Source organism: Mesorhizobium sp. WSM3224, assembly GCF_000427725.1.
Taxonomy (GTDB): domain Bacteria; phylum Pseudomonadota; class Alphaproteobacteria; order Rhizobiales; family Rhizobiaceae; genus Mesorhizobium.
Genome location: NZ_ATYO01000007.1, coordinates 85380 through 106248 on the forward strand (window position 1 = coordinate 85380; position 20869 = coordinate 106248).

Annotated in this window: 24 protein-coding genes; 7 read left to right on the forward strand and 17 right to left on the reverse strand. The window is 64.7% G+C overall.

Going from position 1 to position 20869, the window contains the following annotated elements:
- Positions 1 to 8: 8 nt before the first annotated feature.
- From YU3_RS36550 to YU3_RS0114450, 3 genes are all read right to left on the reverse strand, one after another.
- A complete protein-coding gene (locus YU3_RS36550) occupies positions 9 to 644 on the reverse strand; it encodes a Pr6Pr family membrane protein (protein ID WP_036258571.1) in 636 nt (211 codons plus the stop codon).
- A gap of 138 nt (positions 645 to 782) precedes the next feature.
- Positions 783 to 1679 carry a sigma-70 family RNA polymerase sigma factor gene (locus YU3_RS0114445; protein ID WP_027166922.1) on the reverse strand — a complete coding sequence of 299 codons (897 nt, stop codon included), beginning with the start codon at positions 1677 to 1679 and terminating at the stop codon, positions 783 to 785.
- Between the two features lie 43 nt (positions 1680 to 1722).
- Complete coding sequence (locus tag YU3_RS0114450) at positions 1723 to 2043, reverse strand: hypothetical protein (protein WP_027166923.1); 321 nt, start codon at positions 2041 to 2043, stop codon at positions 1723 to 1725.
- Between the two features lie 149 nt (positions 2044 to 2192).
- On the opposite strand from YU3_RS0114450, the gene YU3_RS0114455 reads away from it, so the two are divergent.
- Positions 2193 to 2558, forward strand: coding sequence for a VOC family protein (locus tag YU3_RS0114455; RefSeq protein WP_027166924.1), 366 nt, complete (start codon positions 2193 to 2195; stop codon positions 2556 to 2558).
- Between the two features lie 31 nt (positions 2559 to 2589).
- Here YU3_RS0114455 and YU3_RS0114460 read toward each other — a convergent pair whose 3' ends face one another.
- From YU3_RS0114460 to YU3_RS0114480, 5 genes are all read right to left on the reverse strand, one after another.
- Entirely contained in the window at positions 2590 to 4248 is a 1659-nt protein-coding gene (locus YU3_RS0114460; protein ID WP_027166925.1) for an FAD-binding dehydrogenase, read from the reverse strand.
- Positions 4249 to 4285: 37 nt separating this feature from the next.
- Complete coding sequence (locus YU3_RS0114465) at positions 4286 to 5272, reverse strand: Gfo/Idh/MocA family oxidoreductase (protein ID WP_027166926.1); 987 nt, start codon at positions 5270 to 5272, stop codon at positions 4286 to 4288.
- Positions 5273 to 5648: 376 nt separating this feature from the next.
- Positions 5649 to 6224, reverse strand: coding sequence for a YceI family protein (locus YU3_RS0114470; RefSeq protein ID WP_027166927.1), 576 nt, complete (start codon positions 6222 to 6224; stop codon positions 5649 to 5651).
- 69 nt (positions 6225 to 6293) lie between these two features.
- Positions 6294 to 6863 (reverse strand): cytochrome b, encoded by a 570-nt coding sequence (locus YU3_RS0114475; RefSeq protein WP_027166928.1) that lies wholly within the window; start codon positions 6861 to 6863, stop codon positions 6294 to 6296.
- A 131-nt stretch (positions 6864 to 6994) separates the two neighbouring features.
- Positions 6995 to 7885, reverse strand: coding sequence for a LysR family transcriptional regulator (locus tag YU3_RS0114480; protein WP_027166929.1), 891 nt, complete (start codon positions 7883 to 7885; stop codon positions 6995 to 6997).
- A 96-nt stretch (positions 7886 to 7981) separates the two neighbouring features.
- Between YU3_RS0114480 and YU3_RS0114485 the strand changes: the two genes are divergently transcribed.
- Positions 7982 to 8977, forward strand: coding sequence for an aldo/keto reductase (locus YU3_RS0114485; protein ID WP_027166930.1), 996 nt, complete (start codon positions 7982 to 7984; stop codon positions 8975 to 8977).
- Between the two features lie 124 nt (positions 8978 to 9101).
- Here YU3_RS0114485 and YU3_RS0114490 read toward each other — a convergent pair whose 3' ends face one another.
- From YU3_RS0114490 to infC, 8 genes are all read right to left on the reverse strand, one after another.
- Entirely contained in the window at positions 9102 to 9704 is a 603-nt protein-coding gene (locus YU3_RS0114490; RefSeq protein WP_027166931.1) for a nucleotidyltransferase family protein, read from the reverse strand.
- 48 nt (positions 9705 to 9752) lie between these two features.
- The gene (gene pheT / locus YU3_RS0114495; RefSeq protein ID WP_027166932.1) at positions 9753 to 12161 is read right to left on the reverse strand and encodes a phenylalanine--tRNA ligase subunit beta; all 2409 of its coding nucleotides are present in this window, start codon (positions 12159 to 12161) and stop codon (positions 9753 to 9755) included.
- A complete protein-coding gene (locus YU3_RS0114500; protein ID WP_027166933.1) occupies positions 12158 to 12595 on the reverse strand; it encodes a GFA family protein in 438 nt (145 codons plus the stop codon). Before YU3_RS0114500 ends, pheT begins: the two co-directional genes overlap by 4 nt.
- Entirely contained in the window at positions 12592 to 13689 is a 1098-nt protein-coding gene (pheS, locus tag YU3_RS0114505; protein ID WP_027166934.1) for a phenylalanine--tRNA ligase subunit alpha, read from the reverse strand. The genes YU3_RS0114500 and pheS overlap by 4 nt, the downstream gene beginning before the upstream one ends.
- A gap of 159 nt (positions 13690 to 13848) precedes the next feature.
- Positions 13849 to 14250 carry a 50S ribosomal protein L20 gene (gene rplT / locus YU3_RS0114510; RefSeq protein WP_006201247.1) on the reverse strand — a complete coding sequence of 134 codons (402 nt, stop codon included), beginning with the start codon at positions 14248 to 14250 and terminating at the stop codon, positions 13849 to 13851.
- Positions 14251 to 14342: 92 nt separating this feature from the next.
- Positions 14343 to 14546, reverse strand: coding sequence for a 50S ribosomal protein L35 (rpmI, locus tag YU3_RS0114515; protein ID WP_027166935.1), 204 nt, complete (start codon positions 14544 to 14546; stop codon positions 14343 to 14345).
- A gap of 184 nt (positions 14547 to 14730) precedes the next feature.
- A complete protein-coding gene (locus YU3_RS0114520) occupies positions 14731 to 15378 on the reverse strand; it encodes an isoprenylcysteine carboxylmethyltransferase family protein (RefSeq protein ID WP_027166936.1) in 648 nt (215 codons plus the stop codon).
- 150 nt (positions 15379 to 15528) lie between these two features.
- Entirely contained in the window at positions 15529 to 16065 is a 537-nt protein-coding gene (gene infC / locus YU3_RS0114530) for a translation initiation factor IF-3 (RefSeq protein WP_010912915.1), read from the reverse strand.
- Positions 16066 to 16278: 213 nt separating this feature from the next.
- Between infC and YU3_RS0114535 the strand changes: the two genes are divergently transcribed.
- The 4 genes from YU3_RS0114535 to YU3_RS0114550 all read left to right on the forward strand — a co-directional run bounded on the left by YU3_RS0114535 (position 16279) and on the right by YU3_RS0114550 (position 19770).
- On the forward strand, positions 16279 to 17049 hold the full coding sequence (locus YU3_RS0114535; RefSeq protein ID WP_027166937.1) for an alpha/beta hydrolase: 771 nt from the start codon (positions 16279 to 16281) through the stop codon (positions 17047 to 17049).
- A 2-nt stretch (positions 17050 to 17051) separates the two neighbouring features.
- Positions 17052 to 18194 carry a benzoate/H(+) symporter BenE family transporter gene (locus YU3_RS0114540; protein WP_027166938.1) on the forward strand — a complete coding sequence of 381 codons (1143 nt, stop codon included), beginning with the start codon at positions 17052 to 17054 and terminating at the stop codon, positions 18192 to 18194.
- A 116-nt stretch (positions 18195 to 18310) separates the two neighbouring features.
- Positions 18311 to 18790: a DUF2852 domain-containing protein gene (locus YU3_RS0114545; protein WP_027166939.1), complete on the forward strand. Its 480-nt coding sequence runs from the start codon at positions 18311 to 18313 to the stop codon at positions 18788 to 18790.
- Between the two features lie 221 nt (positions 18791 to 19011).
- The gene (locus YU3_RS0114550; RefSeq protein ID WP_027166940.1) at positions 19012 to 19770 is read left to right on the forward strand and encodes a M48 family metallopeptidase; all 759 of its coding nucleotides are present in this window, start codon (positions 19012 to 19014) and stop codon (positions 19768 to 19770) included.
- A 96-nt stretch (positions 19771 to 19866) separates the two neighbouring features.
- Here YU3_RS0114550 and YU3_RS0114555 read toward each other — a convergent pair whose 3' ends face one another.
- Positions 19867 to 20085 carry a hypothetical protein gene (locus tag YU3_RS0114555; protein ID WP_027166941.1) on the reverse strand — a complete coding sequence of 73 codons (219 nt, stop codon included), beginning with the start codon at positions 20083 to 20085 and terminating at the stop codon, positions 19867 to 19869.
- Between the two features lie 110 nt (positions 20086 to 20195).
- On the opposite strand from YU3_RS0114555, the gene YU3_RS0114560 reads away from it, so the two are divergent.
- On the forward strand, positions 20196 to 20855 hold the full coding sequence (locus YU3_RS0114560) for a phosphoribosylanthranilate isomerase (protein ID WP_027166942.1): 660 nt from the start codon (positions 20196 to 20198) through the stop codon (positions 20853 to 20855).
- The last annotated feature ends 14 nt before the right edge of the window (positions 20856 to 20869 follow it).

The following is a 20869-nucleotide window of genomic DNA, read 5'->3' on the forward strand; positions in this document are numbered from 1 at the left end:
CGGCCCGCTTACGCCGCTGTGATTCGGCCGAGCCGCCGGTCGAGCCAGACCAGCACTTCCCCGGCCACGACGAAGCCAAGTGCGATCAGAGCGCTGTTGGTCAGGGTTTGCGCCCAGCCGATCCGGGCGGCGTCGATGAACGGATAGGGATAACGCCCTTCGAAAGACCCGCGAACCAGGGCATAGACGAGATAGCCGAGCGGGTAGAGAGCCCACAGAAGCGGCGCGTGGCGGTTCAGCGTTCCCTTGCGGACGAAGGCCAGCCAGAAGATGGTGGTCAGTGCCGGCGTCACCCGGTGCAGCAGGACGTTGGCGACCTGCGAGCCGCCGGTCAGCTCCTTCAGGCCTTGCAGCAGAAGGCCGTAGACGACGCCGACGAGCAGGATGTTGAGCAACGTCGCGCCAAGCAGCCAGGGCGTCGCGAACCGCGCCTTCGCCGCGACGCCGGTGAACACGACCGCGACCAGAAGATTGGTGGTGATCGTGAAATAGCCGAGCAGCGTCCAAAGCACGCCGGGCCATGATGCCGGCCCGTCGGCGAGAGCATGGAAATGCACGCCGATCCCGATCCAGGCCGCCAGCGCGACAAGCCCGGCGAAGAGCCGCGCCGGGACGCCGTGCGTTTCGAGATCGACCTTCGTCATGACCTCGTGTCCGTTCTGCTCCGATGCGGATTTATAATGCATGTCGCCCAAAAGTGCGCAGCGGTTTTGGGAGAACGACATGCATCAAAACAAAGACTAGGCGCGTCCGTGGCGAGAGCAAACCCGGCCCGGATCCCGTCATGCCCGCTCGCCGGGGACGACGAGGATTTCGGCCTCCGCGACGCAGTACGGCGCGTGCCGGAAATCGCGGATGCGGACGACTTCATCACCCCGCCATCCGATCAGCATGAAGCCGCGCACCGCATTGTCCGCCTGCGGATTGCGGATCAGGATCGCCGGCTGTGCCTCGACAAAGCCGAGCGACAAGGCCCAGTCGCTGATACGGTCGTAGTTGCCGAAATAAGTCGAGGCTTCCTTCTTGCCGCGCAAGCGGGTCCGGTTGACGACGTCGACCTGGACGTCCTCGGCGATCAGCGCCCTGACGCCATCGAAATCGCGGGCGTTGAACAGGTCGATATAACGGCGCAGCCGGCGCTCTTCCTCCGGATCGAGCTTCGGCATGGTCATGTCGTCCGGCATCGCCGCCAGCGCCTTCAATTCCGCCCGGCCGCGATGCAGCGCCGCCTTGGTGGCTGCAAGCGTCGCGCCCGTCACCGCGCAGGTCTCGAACAGGCTGAGACCGAGCACATCAACCAGGATGACGGCGCTGCGCTGCGCCGGCGTCAACCGCATGAAGCTGCGCAGGCTCGTTGCCGCCGCCAGTCTTGCCTCCGCGCTGGCGGAGAGGTCCTCAACCGTTGTCATGTCGGCCTCGGTGATGCGGGAACGCTCCCGCTGGCGGCGGCGCAGATGGTCCTGCGCCGCGTTGTGGGCGATACGGAACAGCCATTGCTCGGGGCGTTCGACGAGAGCGCCGCCATCATGGGCGGCAAGCGCCTTGACCACCGCATCCTGGACGATGTCCTCGCCCTCGATCGCCGAGCCGGCCATGCGCGCCGCGTAGCGGTGCAGTTTCGGCCGCAGGCCGACGAGCATGGCTTCAAGTTCCGCGCGGTCGAATTTTGCTGGGCTCATCGTCCTCGTTCTCTTGATCGCCGGCTCGTGGGCCGCGCCCGGGTCAGGCCGGCACGGCTTCGTCGGCCTTGGCCAGCATACGATAATTGCCGACGATCTTCGCCGCCGACCTGGCAAGCGGTGTCGAACGGCGCTCGGCATGATTGGCGCCGAAGGCCTTGAAAGCGTCGAGTTCGGTTAGCGCCGAGCTGTCCTTGTCGTAGCCGACAATATGGACGAATTCGCCATTCTCCAGCTCCAACACCAGATAGCGCACCGATTGCGGCTGCGTTTCATCCAGCGTCTCGAATACCGCCGCCACCAGCGCCCGGTTCTCGGCGATGCTGGCGTCCTTCACGCCGTAGCGGATGAGATTGTAGGTCATGGTCGTCTCCTGGTTGGTGGGTCTGCGTGAAGAAGACGTTCCGCATTGCCGAAAAGATTCTCACCGGCTGGCGAATCTTTTTGCTGGCCGACACCGTCTTAGACGCGTGGAGGCCGCACCCGCGGCTTCCACGATGAGGAGAGACATCCATGCATATCCAGTTTGCCGAACTTCCGGTGTTCGACCAGGACCGCGCCCGGGCGTTCTACACCGACAACCTTGCGTGCCACGTCATAGCCGACCAGTCGATGGGGGATGGCGGCTGGCGCTGGGTAGAGCTAGCGTTCCCTCACGCGGTCACCAACCTGCATTTCATCAAGCGCGCCGATGCAGCGCCGAGCGCGGAGCCGGTGCTCGTCCTGGTCGACGATGATGTCGAGGCAAGGGTAGCATCACTGAAGGCCAAAGGCGTCGAGATCATCACCGAGCCGCAGGAAGCGCTTTGGCAGCCGGGCCGCATTGTGGCCGAGTTCCGCGACAGCGAAGGCAACCGCATGATGCTGGCCAGTCGGTAGCAACTCGACTTGCGGTCGCCGGTCCATGCGGTCAGCCAACCGCCTTTGCCGCTGCCCTTCCGGCACTGCGGCCGGAAAAAATGCAGCCGCCGAGGAAGGTGCCTTCCAGCGCCGCATAGCCATGCACGCCGCCGCCGCCGAAGCCCGCGACTTCGCCAACAGCATAGAGCCCTGGCACCAGTTGCCCCTCGGCATCGAGCACGCGGCTGTCGAGGTCGGTCTGCAGCCCGCCCAGCGTCTTGCGGGTGAGAATGTTGAGCCGCACGGCGATCAGCGGACCGTTGGCGGGATCGAGCATCCTGTGCGGCTTGGCGGTGCGGATCAGCCTGTCGCCGAGATAGGCGCGCGCGCCGCGCAGCGCGGTGATCTGGGCATCCTTGGAGAACGGGTTGTCGAGCTGCATGTCGCGGGCGCGGATCTCGCGCTCGACCTGAGCCACCTCCAGCAGCGGCTCGCCGCCGGCCAGCGCGTTCATGCGTGCCACCAGCCCGGGAAGGTCGGCCTCGACGATGAAGTCCTCGCCCTTTTCCATGAAGGCTTTCACCGGGCCGGGAATGCCGCTCGTCGCGCGTCCCAGCACCTGCCGCCAGCTTTTGCCGGTGAGGTCGGGGTTCTGCTCCGAGCCCGACAGCGCGAACTCCTTCTGGATGATCTTCCTGGTCAGGATGAACCAGGAATGGTCGAAGCCGGTGCCCATGATGTGGCTGAGCGTGGCTAAGGTGTCGAAGCCCGGATAGAGCGGCACCGGCAGCCGCTTGCCGCGCGCGTCGAGCCAGATCGAGGACGGGCCGGGCAGGATGCGGATCGCGTGATCGGTCCAGGCCGGCGCCCAGTTCTTGATACCCTCGACATAGTGCCACATGCGGTCGCGGTTGATGACCATCCCGCCAGCCGCCTCGGTGATCCCCAGCATGCGGCCGTCGACATGGTCCGGCACGCCGGTGATCATCCGCTTCGGCGGCGCGCCGAGGCGCTGCGGCCAGTTCCTGCGCACCAGCTCATGGTTGCCGCCGATGCCGCCCGAAGCGACGATCACCGCTTGCGCGCTGAGCGCGAACTCGCCGCTCACATCGCGCGCGCTCTTGCGGCCGCGCTCGACGCTGCTCGGCTCCAGCGCATCGCCGCGCACGCCGGTGACGGTGTTGCCGGTGCGGACAATCTCGTTGACCCGGTGGCGGAACTTGAACTGCACAAGCCCGCGCTTTTGCGCCTCGCGCACGCGCAGGACGAAGGGCTCCAGCACGCCGGGGCCAGTGCCCCAGGTGATGTGGAAGCGCGGCACCGAATTGCCGTGGCCGGAAGCATTGCCGCCGCCGCGTTCGGCCCAGCCAACCACGGGGAAGAACTTCATTCCACGCTCGATCAGCCAGGAGCGTTTCTCGCCGGCGGCGAAGCCGACATAGGCTTCCGCCCATTTGCGCGGCCAGAAATCCTCGGGACGGTCGAAGGCGGCGGTGCCCATCCAGTCCTCGAGCGCGAGGTCGTGGGAATCGCGGATGCGCATGCGCCGCTGCTCAGGCGAATCGACCAGGAAGAGCCCGCCGAACGACCAGAAGGCCTGACCGCCAAGCGACTGCTCCGGCTCCTGGTCTACGATGATGATCTTCTTGCCGGCCTCGGCCAGCTCTGCTGCGGCAACGAGGCCCGCCAGCCCCGCGCCGACAATGATCACGTCCGCGTCGTCAGCCATGGTTTCGCTCCCCTCAGGACGGCCGTTGGCGGCCCTCTCAGACCGGCTCCCAGCCATCCTTTTCGCCGGCGCGGAAGATGGCGTCGATGACCTTCTGGTTGAGCACCGATTCCTCTAGGGTGAAGACGCGGTCCTTGCCGCCCTGCGCGGCGCGCACGAAGGCTTCGCATTCCAGCCGGTACTGTTGCGTGCCGGGGAAGCGGAACACCTGCGCCTCGGTATGGTTCTGGTTGTGCAGCTCGATGCGGTGATGCTCGTAGAGCCCGGCGTTGAACGGCCCAAACACCTCGATGAAACCCTTTTCGCCGTGGAACACCATCACCTGGCGCGCCGCCATCTGCGTCGACAGATAGAAGGACAGTTCGAAGTCGCCGAAATCGGCGCGGATCGAGGAGTAGATGTCGGTGCCGAAATTCTTGTCGCGCTCGATCGTCGCCTGCACGCGGAGCGGCTCCTTGCCGGTCGAAAAACGCGTCGACACCGTCGGATAGACGCCGATGTCGGGCAGCGCGCCACCACCGAGATCGAGCTGGTTGCGCATGTTCTTGGGGTCGACATTGTAATAGGAGAACGCGCCCTGCACGTGGCGCAGCCGGCCGATGGCGCCGCTGGCGATGAGGTCACGCACCTTGATCCATTGCGGGTGGTAGACGACCATGAAGGCCTCGCAGACGAGCACCTTCTTGCTGTCGCGCAGCTTGATCAGCGGCGGGATGTCCTTGGCGTCGAGCGCCAGCGGCTTCTCGACCAGCACATGCTTGCCCGCCTCGATCGCCTTCGCCGTCCACTCGACATGCTGCGAGGTGGGCAGCGGAATGTAGACGCCGTCGACCTCCTTCGAAGCAAGCAGCTCCTCATAGGAGCCGAAGGCATGACGGGCGCCGAAACGCTCGCCCAAAGCCTTGGCCTTCGACAGGTCGCGGCTGGCGATCGCCGAAAGCACGCCGTTTTCCGAATCCACGATTGCCGGCAAAAGTTGCTCGCGGCCGATCTTTGCCGTCGACAGAACACCCCATCGGAACATCATGCTTCTCCATGTCGATTACATCGATGGAGGTGTGCCCCAATTCCGGAGAAAAGCCAATGCGGGACACTCCGTGCAGCTTGGCCCATGCGGTGTCTTATGTAGCGCTGGTCGACCCCCACTCCGTCTCGGCTTCGCCGAGCCACGTCTCCCCCGATCGACGGGGTAGAGGAAGGCGCGCCACGCTTCTTGCCGTCAACGCTCGGCCAGCAACGCGCCCTTCCTTTCCCTCCGGAGGGGGAAGGTGGCGCTGCGAAGCAGCGACGGATTGGGGGAACCACGTGGCAATCAAGCCTCGGCCTGATCAGTCACGCCAGTCACAGAACATGAGTTCGTTGCGTAGCCCGCCTTGCCGGGGCGAGGAAAGGCGCTGTGCCTACCCCCTTTTCCCCATCAGCGTCATGTCGAAGTCGACGACGTTGGAATAGAGCGGCGTGCCGACGTTCATGCCGTAGCGCGACCTCAGCACCTTGCCGGTGACATGGAACTTGATGGTCCCGCCCTTCAATCCGCCGAGCTCGGCCGTGAATTTCTCCGGAAACGTCTTGCCGCGCGCCGTCAGCCGGCCGGTGACCAGCGCCGTCGTGTCGCCGGTGCGGGTCACGCTGGTCGAGCGGAACTGGATTTCGGGATTGTTGGCGGCGTCGAACACCGCGTCGGAGCGCAGGAAGGCGTCAATGCGGCCCTGGCCGGTGCCGACGCTTTCGGGATAGATGGTGAGGTCGACCTTCGAGCGGCCGACATCGCTGTTGTCGATGCGGATCGTGCCCTTGAAGCGGCCGAAGGCGCCGTCGAAGCCGCCGCCGCCGGCCTTGCCGATGCTGAAACGGATCGAGGAGCCCGACGGGCTGATCGTGTAGCTGCCGGCGGCGTCGCCGAGAGCGACGGCCGCGTAGACAGGCATGACAAGGCAAGCGGCGAATGCCGCCAATCCGAGAATACGCGCATGCATGGGGATGGTCCTTTTCCTGAGGCAGCGCCTTGCTGTCATCTCGCCCCACCAACGAATGATGGGCCTGTTCTATTCCCCGTCTGACGAAGGCGTGATCATGCGTGTGAGCACATTGTCGCGCAGCAAGAAGTGATGGCGAAGTGCCGCCGCCACATGCAGCGCCACCAGCGCGATGCCGGCATAGGCCAGGTACCAGTGCGCGGCCGACCAGAAGCTTTCCGCGGCATCGGATTCGGCAAGCGGCAGGTTGGGCATGACGAACTGGTTGAACGGCATCGTCGGGATCTCCAGCGTCGAGACCGAGACCAGGGCCCAGCCGGAGAGTGGCAGGGCGACCTGGAAGGCATAGAGCGCGAAATGCGCCAGCGGTGCCGCTCGCCGCTCCAAGGTTCCAACCGACGGCGGGAGTGCCGGCGCCGCGTTGCCGAGCCGCCAGGCAATACGCAGGATGATCAGTCCGAGCAGCAGGAAGCCGAAGGATTTGTGCAGCTGGATCAGCTCGAAAGACATCCGCTGGCTTTCGATCCGCGCCATGACGAAGCCCAGCACGAACTGGCCGATGAAGATGATGCCGATCAGCCAATGGAGGATGATCGTTGGCCAGCCATAGCGGGTTGGGGAGTTGGTGATGGACTGCATGCGAGACGAACGAAGCTGGCGCTGGCTTTCTTCCACCCTCCCCCTTGTGGGGAGGGTCGGCGCGAAGCGACGGGGTCCTCTTCACAAAAATCTATAAGCGATAGCCCTGCAACAAAGGGGGAGGGTGGGACTCACCCGCTCACCTTGAAGAAATCCACGAAAGCCCTGAGTGCCGGCCGCATTTGGCGGCGGCTCGGATAGTAGACGAAGAAGCCGTCGAAGGCCGGGCACCAGTCCTCCAGCACACGCACCAGCCTTCCGTCGGCGAGCGGCGCCCTCACATAATCCTCGAAGACGAAAGCAAGCCCTGCCCCGTCGATCGCCGCCTGGGCGATCAAATGGTCCTCGTCGAGGATCAGTGGTCCCTCGACGGCCATCTCGATCTCTTCGCCGCCCTTCTCGAACTCCCAGCGATAAAGGATGCCGCTCGAAAACCGGAAGCGGATGCAGCGGTGGCCGGCCAGCTCACGCGGATGGCGCGGCCTCGGCATCGTCGCGAAATAGGACGGTGCGCCGACCACCCCGCCGCGGATGTTCGGCCCGATGCGCACCGCGATCATGTCGCGCTGCAGGCTCTCGCCGAGCCGCACGCCGGCGTCGAACCCGCCTTCGACCACATCGGTGAAACGGTCCTCGATGATGATCTCCAGCACGATATCCGGATAGGCAGCGGCGAAGGCGCCGAGACGCGGCGTCAGCACCAGATGCGCGGCGGTGCGCGGCACGCTCAGCCGCAAATTGCCGGCCGGCCGGTCGCGGGCCTCGACCGCCGTTTCCAGCGCCAGGTCTATCTCGGAGAGCGCCGGCCGCAGCCGCTCGAGCAATTGCGCGCCTTCTTCCGTAGGAGCGACGCTGCGCGTGCTACGCGCCAGAAGCCGCACGCCAAGGCGCGCCTCCAGGCTGGACACGGCGTGACTGACCGCCGAGGGCGCAATGCCGAGCTCGCGGGCGGCGCCGCGGAAGCTGGCGCATTGAGCGACTGTGGCGAGCACGGCGAGCTGGGAGAGGTTCGTTCGGTTCATTGATCTATTTTATAGACCAAGCCGTGCAAAAGAGACAGAATTATCGAACGCGTTGCGAGGCGCTATCTCTCCCTCATCGCAACAAGGAGATGCGCCATGAAAACCCGCAAACTTGGAACTGAACTGAAAGTCTTCCCCGTCGGCCTCGGCTGCATGGGCATGAGCTTCGGCTATGGCGGCCAGCCGGAGGCGGAAGCCATCGCCACGCTGCGTCGCGCCGTCGAGATCGGCGTCACCTTCTTCGACACGGCCGAAGTCTACGGCCCCTTCGAGAACGAGATCCTGCTCGGCAAGGCGCTGAAGCCGGTGCGCGATCATGTCACCATCGCCACCAAGTTCGGCTTCAAGATTTCCGAGCACGGCACAGGCACCGACCGCATGGTCGGCGTCGACAGCCGCCCCGAGCACGTCAAGGCGGTGGCGGAAGCCTCGCTGAAGCGGTTGGATACCGACGTCATCGACCTCTACTACCAGCACCGGGTCGACCCCAACGTGCCGATCGAGGACACGGTCGGCGCCATGGCCGAGCTGGTGCGCGAGGGCAAGGTGCGGGCGCTTGGCCTGTCGGAAGTGAGCGGCGCGACACTGCGCCGGGCGCATGCCGTTCACCCGATCGCCGCCGTGCAAAGTGAATATTCGCTGTGGAGCCGCGATCCGGAGGACGAGGTCTTCGCCGTCTGCCGCGAGCTCGGCATCGGCTTCGTGCCCTACAGCCCGCTCGGGCGTGGCCTGCTCACCGGCGCGATCGGCAAGCCCGAGGCGCTGGGTGCGGATGACTGGCGCCGCACCTTGCCGCGCTTCCAGGCCGAAGCCATGGAAGCCAACAACGCCGTCATCGCCACGCTGGAGAAGCTGGCGGCGCAAAAGGGCGTGACACCGGCGCAGCTGGCGCTCGCCTGGGTGCTGCACCAGGGCGATTTTATCGTGCCGATCCCCGGCGCGCGGAAAATACGCCATCTCGAGCAGAACACGGCGGCGGCCGGGATCGAGCTGAGCCCGGCGGAAGTCGCGGCGATCGGCGACGCGCTGTCGCCCGACAAGGTGGTCGGCAAGCGCTATACAGAGGAATTGCTGGCGCTGGTGAATGGGTAAACTTCGATCACCACAGATATCAAAAGGGCGCTTCGGCGCCCTTTTCTCTGCGCGACATCTGATCTCCCCCCTTGCGGGGGAGATGCCCGGCAGGGCAGAGGGGGGTGCCTCGCGCCTACAGATCCTACCAAGGCACAACACTAATCTCTGCCCAGCACTCCCGCGCCCGCTTCCCCTTCGCCTCATGCGTCCGTTGATTATCCAGCACCCGGTTCGGCACGATGCGGAACGAAAAAATGTCATCGAGCCCGAACGGCGCCACGAGATCGAGACGCCCGTCGGTGCCATACCGCACCCCGACCGCGTGCGTCTTCGATGCAAAGTAGCTCACCGACTCGCTCGCGCTCGCATAGCGCGGGCACTCCTGCCCGAATTTCTGCGGATACCACAGATGCACCCGCGCCTGGTTGCGCACCTCGACGGGCAGCTTCAGTCCCTCGAAGTGCCTCGCCGCCCGGCGGATCACCGCGTCCTCGGCCTCATAGGAAAGGTCGGCGTCGTCGAAATAGAACAGGTCGACATCCTTGATGCCGTAGCCCGGGGGCTTGCCGGTCAGATGGTTCCAGACGCTGTTGTAGAGCGCGCCGGACACCACAAGCCAGTCCGGCAGCGCAAGCGCCCGTACCCGCGCCAGCATCTCGGCCAGCAGCGGGTCCGCCGCGACGATCCTCAGGAACGCCGTACGCTGTTCTTCAAAAGGCAGGCCGGAATAGCGGAGATGACGCATCGCCCTTTGGAGAGCGATTCGCCATGCGCCGGCAATCCCAAGAAAGCCTTATGCCCTCAGCACGCCGCCCGTCTGCTTGTTGACGTTGTCGACGATGCGCTTGGCCAGCGCCTCGAAGTCCTCGTCGGTCAGTGTCTTTTCGACCGGCTGGATCGAGACCTCGATGGCGATCGACTTCTTGGCCGCACCCAGCGATGCGCCTTCGAAGACGTCGAACACCGAGACGCCGGTGACCAGCTTCTTGTCGGCGGCCAAAGCTGCCCGCACCAGCGTGCCGGCCTCGACCGACTTGTCGACGACGAAGGCGAAATCGCGCTTCACCGCCTGGAAGGGCGACAGCTCCAGCTTCGGCTTGGTGCGCGTCGGCTTGGCCTTCGGCTCCGGCACGGCATCGACGAAAACCTCGAAGCCGCAGAGCGGGCCTGATACGTCCAGCCCGTCCAGCGTCTTAGGATGAAACTCGCCGAAGGTGCCGAGCACCATCTTCGGCCCGAGCTTGATCGTGCCGGACCGGCCAGGATGGTACCAGGCCGGGCCGCCGGGTTCGATCTGCAGCCGGTCGACCGGCGCGCCGCAGGCTTCGAGTGCCGCGATGGCGTCGGCCTTGGCGTCGAACACGCCGACCGGCCCGGGATTGCCGGCCCAGCTGCGGCCCGAGCCGTCGAGCTTTGCCGTGCCGCGCCGCACGCCGGCGGCGACACGCCGCTGCTGGTCGGCGGCGTCGCCCTCATAGGTGCCGGAGACCTCGAACAGTGCAACGTCGCCGATGCCCTTGTCGGCATTGCGTTGCGCGGCCGCGATCAGCCCGGGCAGCAGCGAAGGCCGCATGTCGGACATATCGGCGGCGATCGGGTTGGCGAGCTTGAGCGCAGTCTGGCCGCCGCCGAACAGCTCGGCGTGCCTGGCCGGGATGAACGACCAGGTGATGGCCTCCATCATACCGCGCACGGCAAGCGCGCGCTTGGCCGCACGGGTGCGCACCTGCAGCGTGGTCAGGATCTTGCCATTGACGGCGTCATGCGAGGTCAGTGGCTGCGGCGCGATATTGTCGACGCCGTGGATGCGCATCACTTCCTCGACAAGGTCGGCCTTGCCGTCGACATCCGGCCGCCAGGAGGGCACCTTCACCTCAACGGCGTCGCCCGAACTGCGCAGCTCGAAGCCAAGGCGGGTCAGGATAGCGAGGGCTTCCTCCCTTGGCACCTCGATGCCGGTCAGCCGCTTCACTTCCGAAAGCGGGAAGAAGACGATCTTCGGCTTGTGGCCGGCATAGCCGGCAACCTCGATTTCGGAAGGCGTGCCGCCGCAGAAATCCAGCACCAGCTTGGTCGCCAGCTCGATGCCCGGAACCATGAATTCGGGATCGACGCCGCGCTCGAAGCGGTAGCGCGCATCGCTGATGATGCCGAGCGCGCGGCCGGTGCGCGCCGTGGTGATCGGGTCCCACAGCGCCGATTCGATCAGCACGTCGGTGGTGTTCTCGTCGCAGCCCGAATGCTCGCCGCCCATGATGCCGGCGATCGATTCGACGCCATTGTCGTCGGCGATCACGCACATCTCCGGCGTCAGCGTGTATTCGCGCCCGTCGAGCGCCAGCACTTTTTCGCCGTCCTTGGCGCGGCGAACCACGAGGTTGCCGGCGACCTTGGCGGCGTCGAAGACATGCAGCGGCCGGCCGCGGTCGAAGGTGACGTAGTTGGTGATGTCGACCAGTGCGCTGATCGGACGCAAGCCGATGGCGATCAGCCGCTGCTGCAGCCATTTCGGCGAGGGGCCGTTCTTGACGCCCTTCACCAGCGTCAGCGCGAAGCCGGGGCAGAGCTCCGGCGCCTCGATCGTGACCTTGACCGGGCACAGGCCGTTGCCGGCATGCGGCATGATCGCGCCGCCGGTGAGACGGCCCAGCCCGCTCGCCGCAAGGTCGCGCGCGATGCCGTAGACGCTGGTGGCATCCGGGCGGTTCGGCGTCAGATTGATCTCGATGACCGGGTCGTCGAGATGCGCGTAAGCGGCGAAGCTGGTGCCGACCGGCGCATCTTCAGGCAGGTCGATGATGCCGTTATGCTCGTCGGAGATTTCCAGCTCGCGCTCGGAGCACATCATGCCGTGGCTCTCGACGCCGCGGATCTTGCCGACCGAGAGCGTAACGTCGATGCCGGGAACATAGGTGCCGGGCGCCGCGAAGGCGCCGATCAGGCCGGCGCGGGCGTTGGGCGCGCCGCACACGACCTGCACCGGCGGCTTGCCGTCGCCGGTATCGACGCTGAGCACGCGCAGACGGTCCGCGTCGGGATGTTGCACGGCGGTCAGCACCCTGGCGATGACGAAGGGTTTCAGGCCGGCCTTGTCGTCCACATGTTCGACTTCGAGGCCGATCGCGGTCAGCCGCTCGACGATCTCGGCAAGCGAGGCGTCGGTCTCGAGATGGTCCTTGAGCCAGGAGAGGGTGAATTTCATCGTTCTGTTCCGTCTGGTCCTTGCCCATTGGATCTAGGCACACTGGTCTTCAAATGGCGCGGCAGGTCGTCGGGCATATGCAGGAAAGGCAGCTGCTCGCGCACATAGGCATGCAGGGTCGGCCGGAAGTAAGCCGGCATATCCATGGCGCCAAGCATGAAATAGATCTGGTCTTCCAGCCGCTCGTCGACATAGGCGATTGGCGAACCGCAAATGCCGCAGAACGAGCGCGTCACCGGCCCATTCTCGTACATCTTCAGTGCCTTGCCGGTAAAGGCGACCTGATCGGCCATGAAGCCGACAAAGGCCGACACCGGCGCACCTGTCGCGCGCCGGCAGTCGCCGCAATGGCAATAGCTGATGTGGTGCGGCTCGGCTGACGCCTCGAACCGCACCGCACCGCAGCGGCAGCCCCCGGTATGCGGAGCGGTCACGTGCTCAAGCCCCCGAACAGCGTCGGCAGGTCGAGCGGCCTGAAACCGTAATGCGACAGCCAGCGCACGTCGGCGTCGAAGAAGGCGCGCAGGTCCGGCATGCCGTATTTCAGCATGGCGATGCGGTCGATGCCCATGCCCCAGGCGAAGCCCTGGTACTCGTCGGGATCGAGCCCGCCGGCGCGCAGCACATTGGGGTGCACCATGCCGCAGCCCAGGATCTCCATCCAGTCGGAGCCCTCGCCGAAGCGCACTTCGCCCGGACGCGAGCGGTCGCACTGGATGTCGACCTCGAGGCTGGGCTCGGTGAACGGGAAGAAGGACGGGCGGAAGCGCATCTTGACCGCCGGCACCTCGAAGAAGGCCTTGCAGAACTCCTCCAGCACCCATTTCATGTTGGCGACGTTGGCTGATTTGTCGACCACGAGCCCCTCGACCTGATGGAACATCGGCGAGTGGGTGGCATCGGAATCCTGCCGGTAGGTCTTGCCGGGGATGACGATGCGGATCGGCGGCTTCTGCTTCTCCATGGTGCGGATCTGCACGGGCGAGGTGTGCGTGCGCAAAAGCTTGCGCTCGCCCTTCTCGTCCGGCTGGAAGAAGAAGGTGTCGTGCATCTCGCGCGCCGGATGCCCTTCCGGGAAATTCAGCGCGGTGAAATTATAGTAGTCGGTCTCGATGTCCGGGCCTTCGGCGATCGCGAAGCCGAGGTCGCCGAAGATCGCCGCGATCTCGTCGATCACCTGGCTGATCGGATGGATGCGCCCGCGCTCGGCCGGCGACTGGCGAACGGGGAGCGTGACGTCGACCGTCTCGGCCGCCAGACGAGCTGCGATCGCCACATCCTTCAGCTCCGCCTTGCGCGCGGTGAGCGCTTCGGTGACGCGGTTCTTCAGGCCGTTGATCGCCGGGCCCTTCACCTGCCGTTCCTCGGCGCTCATGGCACCGAGCGTCTTCAGCATTTCGGAGACCGAGCCCTTCTTGCCCAGCGCCGAGACGCGCACCGCCTCGATGGCAGCCTCGTCCGAGGCCGCCGCGATATCGGCTAGCAACGAGCCTTCCAGGGCTTCAAGATTTCCAGCAGTGGCGTTCACGGCGAAATTCTTTCTATCAGGTGGCTGGCATCAGCATGCGTTACGATCTTCGCTCCGCGGTGCCATTTTGGTTACATCAGGGGCCAAAAAAGAACCCGCGCCAGCAGAGCCAGCGCGGGTTCCCCAAATCAGTATTGCGAATGCTTGGGAAGCGCTGGCTTAGGCGACAGCGCTCTCAAAAGCGTTCGGCGTGGTGTTCTTCAGATATTCGAGCGCGACCTTGGCCTTGGCGACCAGCGCGGCGAAAGCCTGCGGCTCGTGGATGGCCATGTCCGAAAGGATCTTGCGGTCGATCTCGATGCCGGCCTTGTTGAGGCCGTCGATGAAGCGTCCATAGGTCAGGCCGTGCTCGTGGGTCGCGGCGTTGATGCGCTGGATCCACAGCGCGCGGAACGAGCGCTTGCGGTTCTTGCGGTCGCGATAGGCGTATTGCAGCGACTTCTCCACCGCCTGCTTGGCGATGCGGATGGTGTTCTTGCGGCGGCCGTAGAAACCCTTGGCGGCTTTCAGGACCTTCTTGTGCTTGGCGTGGGAGGTGACGCCTCTCTTTACGCGTGCCATGTCATGATCTCCTTAAAAGCAATTCCAGGAAAAGTGCCTAGCGGTTTTCCGTTCGGAATTGCGTAAAACAAATACGTTCCGGTGCCGAGTGCTCAGAGGCCGTTCGGCAGAAAATTCTTGATGACCTTCTTGCCGTCCGGTTCAGCCAGAACCATCGTGCCGCGGGCATCGCGAATGAACTTGTTGGAACGCTTGATCATGCCGTGGCGCTTGCCGGCGGCAGCCGACAGCACCTTGCCGGTGGCGGTAATCTTGAACCGCTTCTTAGCGGCCGATTTGGTCTTCATCTTGGGCATTTTGCTACTCCGTATTGGTGGCGCACCATCGCGCTTCTTGTCTCGCTTCGGGCCGACCAAAGCCCGAAAAGCAAATGAAACCGCCACGGCATGCCCTGCCGGGCGGTTTTCTTGGAACGGCGGTCCTATAGATCAAAGACGGCCTGTGCGCAACACCCGAAGCCGTGCGACGCTCTGTCCCCGATCAGGGAAGCGTGAACCACACCGGTAACATCCCCGACTGCTGCATGCCGTCGATCAGCTCGAACGCCGGCAACGCGACCAGGAACACCAGCCCGTCGAGCAGCGTGTTCAAGAGCAGGCGCGGCTTGAAGCTGCCGGTATCGCCTTCCTTGTAGAGCGTCAGGTTCGGGAAGAAGCGCGGCACCTTGGCGAGATAGGCCTGGTAGGGCGCGCCGAGCACTTCCTTCAGATACCGCTCCTCGCGCAGGATGACGATGTGGAACGCACCGGCGCATAGCAGCGCGAAGAGAATGATGCCTGAAAACGAGCCGATCTGCGCGCCGACGCCGGCTGCAGCCACCGTCGAGAACAGATAGAGCGGGTTGCGGGTGATCGAATAAGGACCGCCGGTGACCACTTCGGAGGATTTGCGCCCGCCGATATAGAGGGTCGACCACAGCCGCCCGACGATGCCGAGAAAGATCAACAGCACGCCGAACATCTCGATCGTCTCGTGCATCGGCGTGTCCGGCGCAAAGGAAGACTGGCCGAACAGAAGGGCGGCAAACAGCACCACGACCAGCACGGCCAGCACGACCCGGCGCATATGCTGGTAGCCGCCAAGACCTTCCGTTTGCTTGGCTGGCGGAGATTTCACTTCATCGGCCATAAGGAACCCGATCGTCGATTTGCACGCGATCGAGGAACTCGATCGTCGATTTGCACGCGATCGGAAAAGCCGATCGTCGATTGGCGATCGGATAGAAAACAGGCGCCCCGCCGATCGTCGGGACGCCTTGCACCATGATTTTGGCGGGATTTAGCGCGGCGCCAGAACCATCATCATCTGGCGGCCTTCGAGCTTCGGCTCCGCCTCGACCTTGGCGATGGTCGCCACTTCCTCGCGCACCTTGTTCAGAAGCTGCATGCCGAGCTCCATGTGCGCCATCTCGCGGCCGCGGAAGCGCAGCGTCAGCTTGACCTTGTCGCCTTCCTCGAAGAAGCGCCGCACGGCCTTCATCTTGGTCTCGTAGTCATGGCTGTCGATGTTCGGGCGCATCTTGATCTCCTTGATCTCGATGACCTTCTGGTTCTTGCGCGCTTCGGCCGCCTTCTTCTGGTTGGCGTATTTCAGCTTGCCGAGATCGAGGATCTTGACGACCGGCGGCACCGCGTTGGGTGATATCTCGACGAGATCGAGCCCGGCCTCTTCGGCGAGCAGCAATGCGTCGTTGATGGAAACATCGCCGCGGTTCTGGCCTTCGGCGTCGATGAGCTGGACCCGGGGAACCCGGATGTCTCGATTGGAGCGCGGGCCGTCCTTGGTGGGCGCCGCTGCTTTAAAAGGTCTGCGAATGGTCGTGGTCTCCTCGGCCGTTTCGTTCAGGGTTCGGTAGATTCAAATCGCTGGACGCGCCTATGTGGTGAGCGCGCGGCCGGAGTCAATAGCATAGGCTTTGAGGAAAATCACCTGTTCGCTTGCCTTTACCTGCACCAAGCAAAGAAACGCCGCGAGCACTTTTCGTTGAACCACCGCATGTGCCAAAAGACCGGCGAAAGGAACGACGTCATGGCCGCCAGCGCTCCAGTTTTCATTGATGTGGACGGATCGAGCATCGCCGTCAGGCAGACGCCCGGCGCCGCGCCCGGCGTGGTCTGGCTCGGCGGCTACAAGTCCGACATGCTGGGCACCAAAGCCGAGACGCTTGCTGCCTGGGCCGTCCGCGAGGGCCGTGCCTATCTGCGCCACGACTATTCCGGCCATGGCGAGTCGGGCGGCGAATTCGCCGACGGCACGATCTCCAGATGGCTGGCCGAGAGCCTGGCCGTCTTTCGCCGGTTCAGCCACGGCAAGCAGGTCCTGGTCGGTTCTTCGATGGGAGCGTGGATTGCGCTGCGCATGGCGCAGGAACTGCGTGGGGCCGGCGAGGATCGCGTTGCCGGCCTGGTGCTGCTCGCCCCGGCGCCGGATTTCACCGTCGAGCTGATCGAGCCGGTGCTGACCGACGCGCAGCGGCGCGAGCTTGAGGAAAAAGGCTTCTTCGCCGAGCCGTCCGATTACTCGGACGAGCCTTATGTCTACACGCGCGCGCTGATCGAGGACGGCCGCGCCAACCGGGTGATGACCGGGCCGATCGACACCCACTGTCCGGTGCACATCCTGCAGGGCCTGGTCGACCCGGACGTGCCTTCGGGTCATGCCTTGAAACTCGCATCCATGCTGCCGGCCGACGACGTGACGCTGTCGCTGATCCCCGACGGCGATCATCGCCTGTCCCGTCCCGAGGATCTCGAAATGCTCAAGCGAGCCGTAGCCGACATGGTCAGGCGGGCCGCCTGAGAATGCGCATCTCCATCCCGATATCAGCCTTCGTCGCGGCGATCGTCGGCTTCGGTGGCACTTTAGCCATCGTCATCGCCGCCGCCAGGGCGGTCGGCGCGACGCAGGTCGAGACCGCAAGCGGCGTGACGGCGATCTGCCTCGCCATGGCGATCGAATGCCTGTGGCTGTCCTGGCGCACGAAAATGCCGGTCATCACCGCCTGGTCGACGCCTGGTCTCGCGCTGGTCGCCGCCTCCAGCGGCTTCACCATGCCCGAAGCCGTCGGCGCCTTCATCGTCACCGGCGTTCTTTTGATCGCCACCGGCCTGTTCAAGCCATTGACCAAGCTGATTGCGCGCATACCGGCTTCCGTCGCCTCCGGCATGCTGGCCGGTATCGTCGTCACGTTCGCCATCAATGCGGTCAAAGCCGTTCCGGCCGACCCTTGGCTGATTTTGCCGCTGATCGCTGCCTTTTTCGTCATCCGCCTGTTCAATCCGGCGCTGTCGGTGCTGGCGGTTCTGGTTGGCGGCGGGCTCGCCGCCTTCCTCACCGGCCGCGTCGGCGGCCTGCCGGCGCCGGAACTGTCGACCCTGACGCTGATTGCTCCAAGCTTCACCGTCAAGGCGATCATCGGCCTGGCGCTGCCGCTCTACCTCGTCACCATGGCTTCGCAAAACCTCTCCGGCCTCGCCGTGCTGCGGGCGGCGGGCTACGACCCCGAACCTGGCCCGCTGATCGGCGTCACTGGCCTGTTTTCGCTGCTGTCGGCGCCGTTCGGCGCCGGTGCCACCAATCTGGCGGCGATTTCGGCGGCAATCTGCACCGGCCCAGACGTGCATCCCGACCCCGCCGAGCGTTGGAAGACGGGACCGTTCTATGCCCTGGCCTACCTGCTCTTTGCCGTCTTCGGCGCTTCGCTGGTAGCGATCTTCGCCGTCCTGCCGCAGAGCCTGATCGTGCTGGTCGCCGGGCTGGCGCTGATGGCGGCTTTAGCCAACGCCCTGTCGATCGCGCTCAGGGACGAGGCCGAGCGCATGCCCGCTACCATCACCTTCGCCGTCACGGCTTCGGGGCTTACGCTCTTCGGCGTCGGCGCGGCATTCTGGGGCCTTGTCGCCGGAATGGCAGTGCTTTTCCTTGAGAAACTCAAAAAGCGATAATCATTTCAATCGCTTCGCCGGTTTTGGCCGGACTTGCCTTGAATCGCCGATTTCGCCTTCCCATTTCGATTCCACGCAGCCGGTTTGGCTGTCTCCAACGGAAGGATTGGGAGAAAATGAACACGAGTGCATTGATCCGTCCGGCCTGGACGCCGGCCACCATCGCGCTGATGGTCATCGGCTTCATGGTGTTCTGGCCGCTCGGCTTCGCCATGCTCGCCTACATCATCTGGGGCGATCGGCTCGAAGGCTTCAAGCGCGACGTCAACCGCGCCACGGACGGCATCTTCGCCGGCTGCCGCCGCGGTTCCGACAAGGCGGCCCGCTGGGGCCACGGCTCGGCCCGCACCGGCAACGTCGCCTTCGACGACTGGCGCGAGAAGGAGCTCGAGCGCCTCGCCGAGGAGCGCCGCAAGCTCGACGAGATGTTGACCGAGTTCGACGACTACGCCCGCGAACTGCGCCGCGCCAAGGACCAGGAAGAGTTCGACCGCTTCATGGCGAACCGCCACAAGTCGAGCGCGCCGACCGCCACCGGCTCGACCGACAAGCCCGCTCCGAAGCGCGGCAAGGGCACGAACCTGCTCGACGACTGAGATCCCGCGACAGATCTTAGGCTGATCAAACGGCGTCGCGTCTAGCGGCGCCGTTTCTTTTTTGTTCTAAAGGCAATCCAGGAAAACTGCGTAGCGGTTTTCCGTCCGGAATTGCAAAAAATAAGCATTTGGAGCGGACCAGCGCCCTTTTCGAAGCTGAACCGCTCTAAGTGTGACTTCCCTCCACTGGCCGTTTTTTTCGAATCGCGTATCGTCCAGCCATGACCCTCGGCTTCTTTCGCAATCTGACCAAGCCAAAGCCCACGCCTGTCGTGGAGCGCGAGCATTGCGTCGCCGGCCGCACGCTGCCGCTGAAAATCGTCGAAAGCGCCAGGGCCCGGCGGCTCACGCTGCGCATCGATTCCGGCGGCCAGGGCCTGCGCGTCACCGTGCCGCCCGGCCTGCGTCGCGGAGAGGTGGAGAAATTCCTCGACCGCCACCAGGACTGGCTGGAGCAGCGGCTGGCCAAGGTGCCGACGAGGCCCCAGGTGCGCCCGGGCATCAGGATCCCGATCCGCGGCGTGCCGCACCGCATCGTCCACGAGCCCTCGAAGCGCGGCACCGTCGCCATCTCGCGCGACGAGCGCGGCCCGCTCTTGATCGTCCATGGCGAGCGCATCCATTTGCCGCGCCGCATTGCCGACCATCTCAAGCGCGAGGCCAAGAAGGAGATCGAGAAGCTGGTCGTCAAGCACACCGAGGCGATCGGCAAGCGCGCCAAGGCGATAAGGTACAAGGATACCTCCAGCCGCTGGGGGTCATGCACCTCGGAGGGCAATCTCTCCTTCTCGTGGCGCATCATGATGGCGCCGCCGCCGGTCATCAATTACCTGGTCGCGCATGAGGTGGCGCATCTGAAAGAGATGAACCACGGCCCGAAATTCTGGAAATTGTGCGAGAAGCTCTGCCCCGACACCGACCGCTGCAAGGACTGGCTGAAGCGCAACGGCGGCGCTCTGCAGGCGATCGTGTTTGAGTAGCTTGCTGGCAGGCGACAAGTATCTGCCGTAGCGATCCGTCACACCCCCCTCTGCCCGGCAGGGCAGAGGGGGGTGCTGTCCCGCCAACCTCTCCGCTCAGTCGTCATTCGCCGCATTCAGCTCCTCCGGCCTCAATCCCTCCTCGCCCGGATGCGGCCAGGGCAAAAAGTTCCGGTCAAACGTATCGCTGCCGAAATACTCCAGCGCCCGGTGCGCCTCGGCGCCGTTGAAGGCGGCCTTGTCCATAAGATGCGCGATTACCTCGCGCGCCTGCGCGATCTTTTGCTTCAGTTCGGCGACGGTTCGGTCGGCCATGGTTATCGTGCTCCCGCCTGTGGTTCCTATATGAAGGTAGTGTTTTCCGCAGAGCCGGCAACAGCATGCTTTTTCTCGACTCTTCGGCCGTTTCGTGCCAATCCCGCGCCATGACGCTCGACATCAAGATCTGCGGATTGAAGACCGACGCCGCGATGGCCGCCGCGCTTGCCGGAGGCGCCAGCCATGTCGGCTTCATTTTCTTCGCCAAGAGCCCGCGTTACGTCGAGCCGGCCGAGGCCGGCCGCCTGCGCGAAGCCGCGCGCGGCAAGGCCTTGGCGGTTGCCGTCACCGTCGATGCCGATGATGCGTTTCTGGATGAGATCGTCGCAAAAATGCAGCCGGATATGCTGCAGCTGCATGGCGCCGAAACGCCGGAGCGGGTGGCGGAGCTCAAGGCCCGCTACGGCCTGCCGGCGATAAAGGTGTTCTCCGTCAGCGAGGCGGCCGATCTCGAGCGGTTGAAGCCGTTCATCGGCATCGCCGACCGTTTCATGTTCGACGCCAAGCCGCCGAAGGGATCGCAACTGCCGGGCGGCAACGGCGTCGCCTTCGACTGGCGCATCCTCGCCGGCCTTGACGCCGGCGTCGAATACATGCTTTCCGGTGGGCTCAACGCCGCCAATATCGGCGATGCCCTTCGGCTTGCCAATCCGCCCGCAATTGACATTTCCTCGGGCGTGGAAAGCGGGCCTGGCGTCAAGGATCCGGCGCTGATCGAGCAGTTTTTCCGGGCCGCCAGGGCCGCGCGCGACGACCGCGCCGCCTGACGAGCCTTCAAACC

Bases quoted from the DNA above. Each gene is read 5' to 3' on its own strand.
- YU3_RS0114535 (WP_027166937.1), top strand. From the start codon at position 16,279: ATGGCCGCCAGCGCTCCAGTTTTCATTGATGTGGACGGATCGAGCATC.
- YU3_RS0114450 (WP_027166923.1), bottom strand. From the start codon at position 2,043: ATGACCTACAATCTCATCCGCTACGGCGTGAAGGACGCCAGCATCGCC.
- YU3_RS0114455 (WP_027166924.1), top strand. From the start codon at position 2,193: ATGCATATCCAGTTTGCCGAACTTCCGGTGTTCGACCAGGACCGCGCC.
- YU3_RS0114460 (WP_027166925.1), bottom strand. From the start codon at position 4,248: ATGGCTGACGACGCGGACGTGATCATTGTCGGCGCGGGGCTGGCGGGC.
- rpmI (WP_027166935.1), bottom strand. From the start codon at position 14,546: ATGCCCAAGATGAAGACCAAATCGGCCGCTAAGAAGCGGTTCAAGATT.
- YU3_RS0114560 (WP_027166942.1), top strand. From the start codon at position 20,196: ATGACGCTCGACATCAAGATCTGCGGATTGAAGACCGACGCCGCGATG.
- YU3_RS0114520 (WP_027166936.1), bottom strand. From the start codon at position 15,378: ATGGCCGATGAAGTGAAATCTCCGCCAGCCAAGCAAACGGAAGGTCTT.
- YU3_RS0114490 (WP_027166931.1), bottom strand. From the start codon at position 9,704: ATGCGTCATCTCCGCTATTCCGGCCTGCCTTTTGAAGAACAGCGTACG.
- YU3_RS0114545 (WP_027166939.1), top strand. From the start codon at position 18,311: ATGAACACGAGTGCATTGATCCGTCCGGCCTGGACGCCGGCCACCATC.
- YU3_RS0114485 (WP_027166930.1), top strand. From the start codon at position 7,982: ATGAAAACCCGCAAACTTGGAACTGAACTGAAAGTCTTCCCCGTCGGC.
- rplT (WP_006201247.1), bottom strand. From the start codon at position 14,250: ATGGCACGCGTAAAGAGAGGCGTCACCTCCCACGCCAAGCACAAGAAG.
- YU3_RS36550 (WP_036258571.1), bottom strand. From the start codon at position 644: ATGACGAAGGTCGATCTCGAAACGCACGGCGTCCCGGCGCGGCTCTTC.
- YU3_RS0114445 (WP_027166922.1), bottom strand. From the start codon at position 1,679: ATGAGCCCAGCAAAATTCGACCGCGCGGAACTTGAAGCCATGCTCGTC.
- YU3_RS0114470 (WP_027166927.1), bottom strand. From the start codon at position 6,224: ATGCATGCGCGTATTCTCGGATTGGCGGCATTCGCCGCTTGCCTTGTC.
- YU3_RS0114555 (WP_027166941.1), bottom strand. From the start codon at position 20,085: ATGGCCGACCGAACCGTCGCCGAACTGAAGCAAAAGATCGCGCAGGCG.
- YU3_RS0114550 (WP_027166940.1), top strand. From the start codon at position 19,012: ATGACCCTCGGCTTCTTTCGCAATCTGACCAAGCCAAAGCCCACGCCT.
- YU3_RS0114465 (WP_027166926.1), bottom strand. From the start codon at position 5,272: ATGTTCCGATGGGGTGTTCTGTCGACGGCAAAGATCGGCCGCGAGCAA.
- pheT (WP_027166932.1), bottom strand. From the start codon at position 12,161: ATGAAATTCACCCTCTCCTGGCTCAAGGACCATCTCGAGACCGACGCC.
- YU3_RS0114540 (WP_027166938.1), top strand. From the start codon at position 17,052: ATGCGCATCTCCATCCCGATATCAGCCTTCGTCGCGGCGATCGTCGGC.
- YU3_RS0114480 (WP_027166929.1), bottom strand. From the start codon at position 7,885: ATGAACCGAACGAACCTCTCCCAGCTCGCCGTGCTCGCCACAGTCGCT.
- YU3_RS0114475 (WP_027166928.1), bottom strand. From the start codon at position 6,863: ATGCAGTCCATCACCAACTCCCCAACCCGCTATGGCTGGCCAACGATC.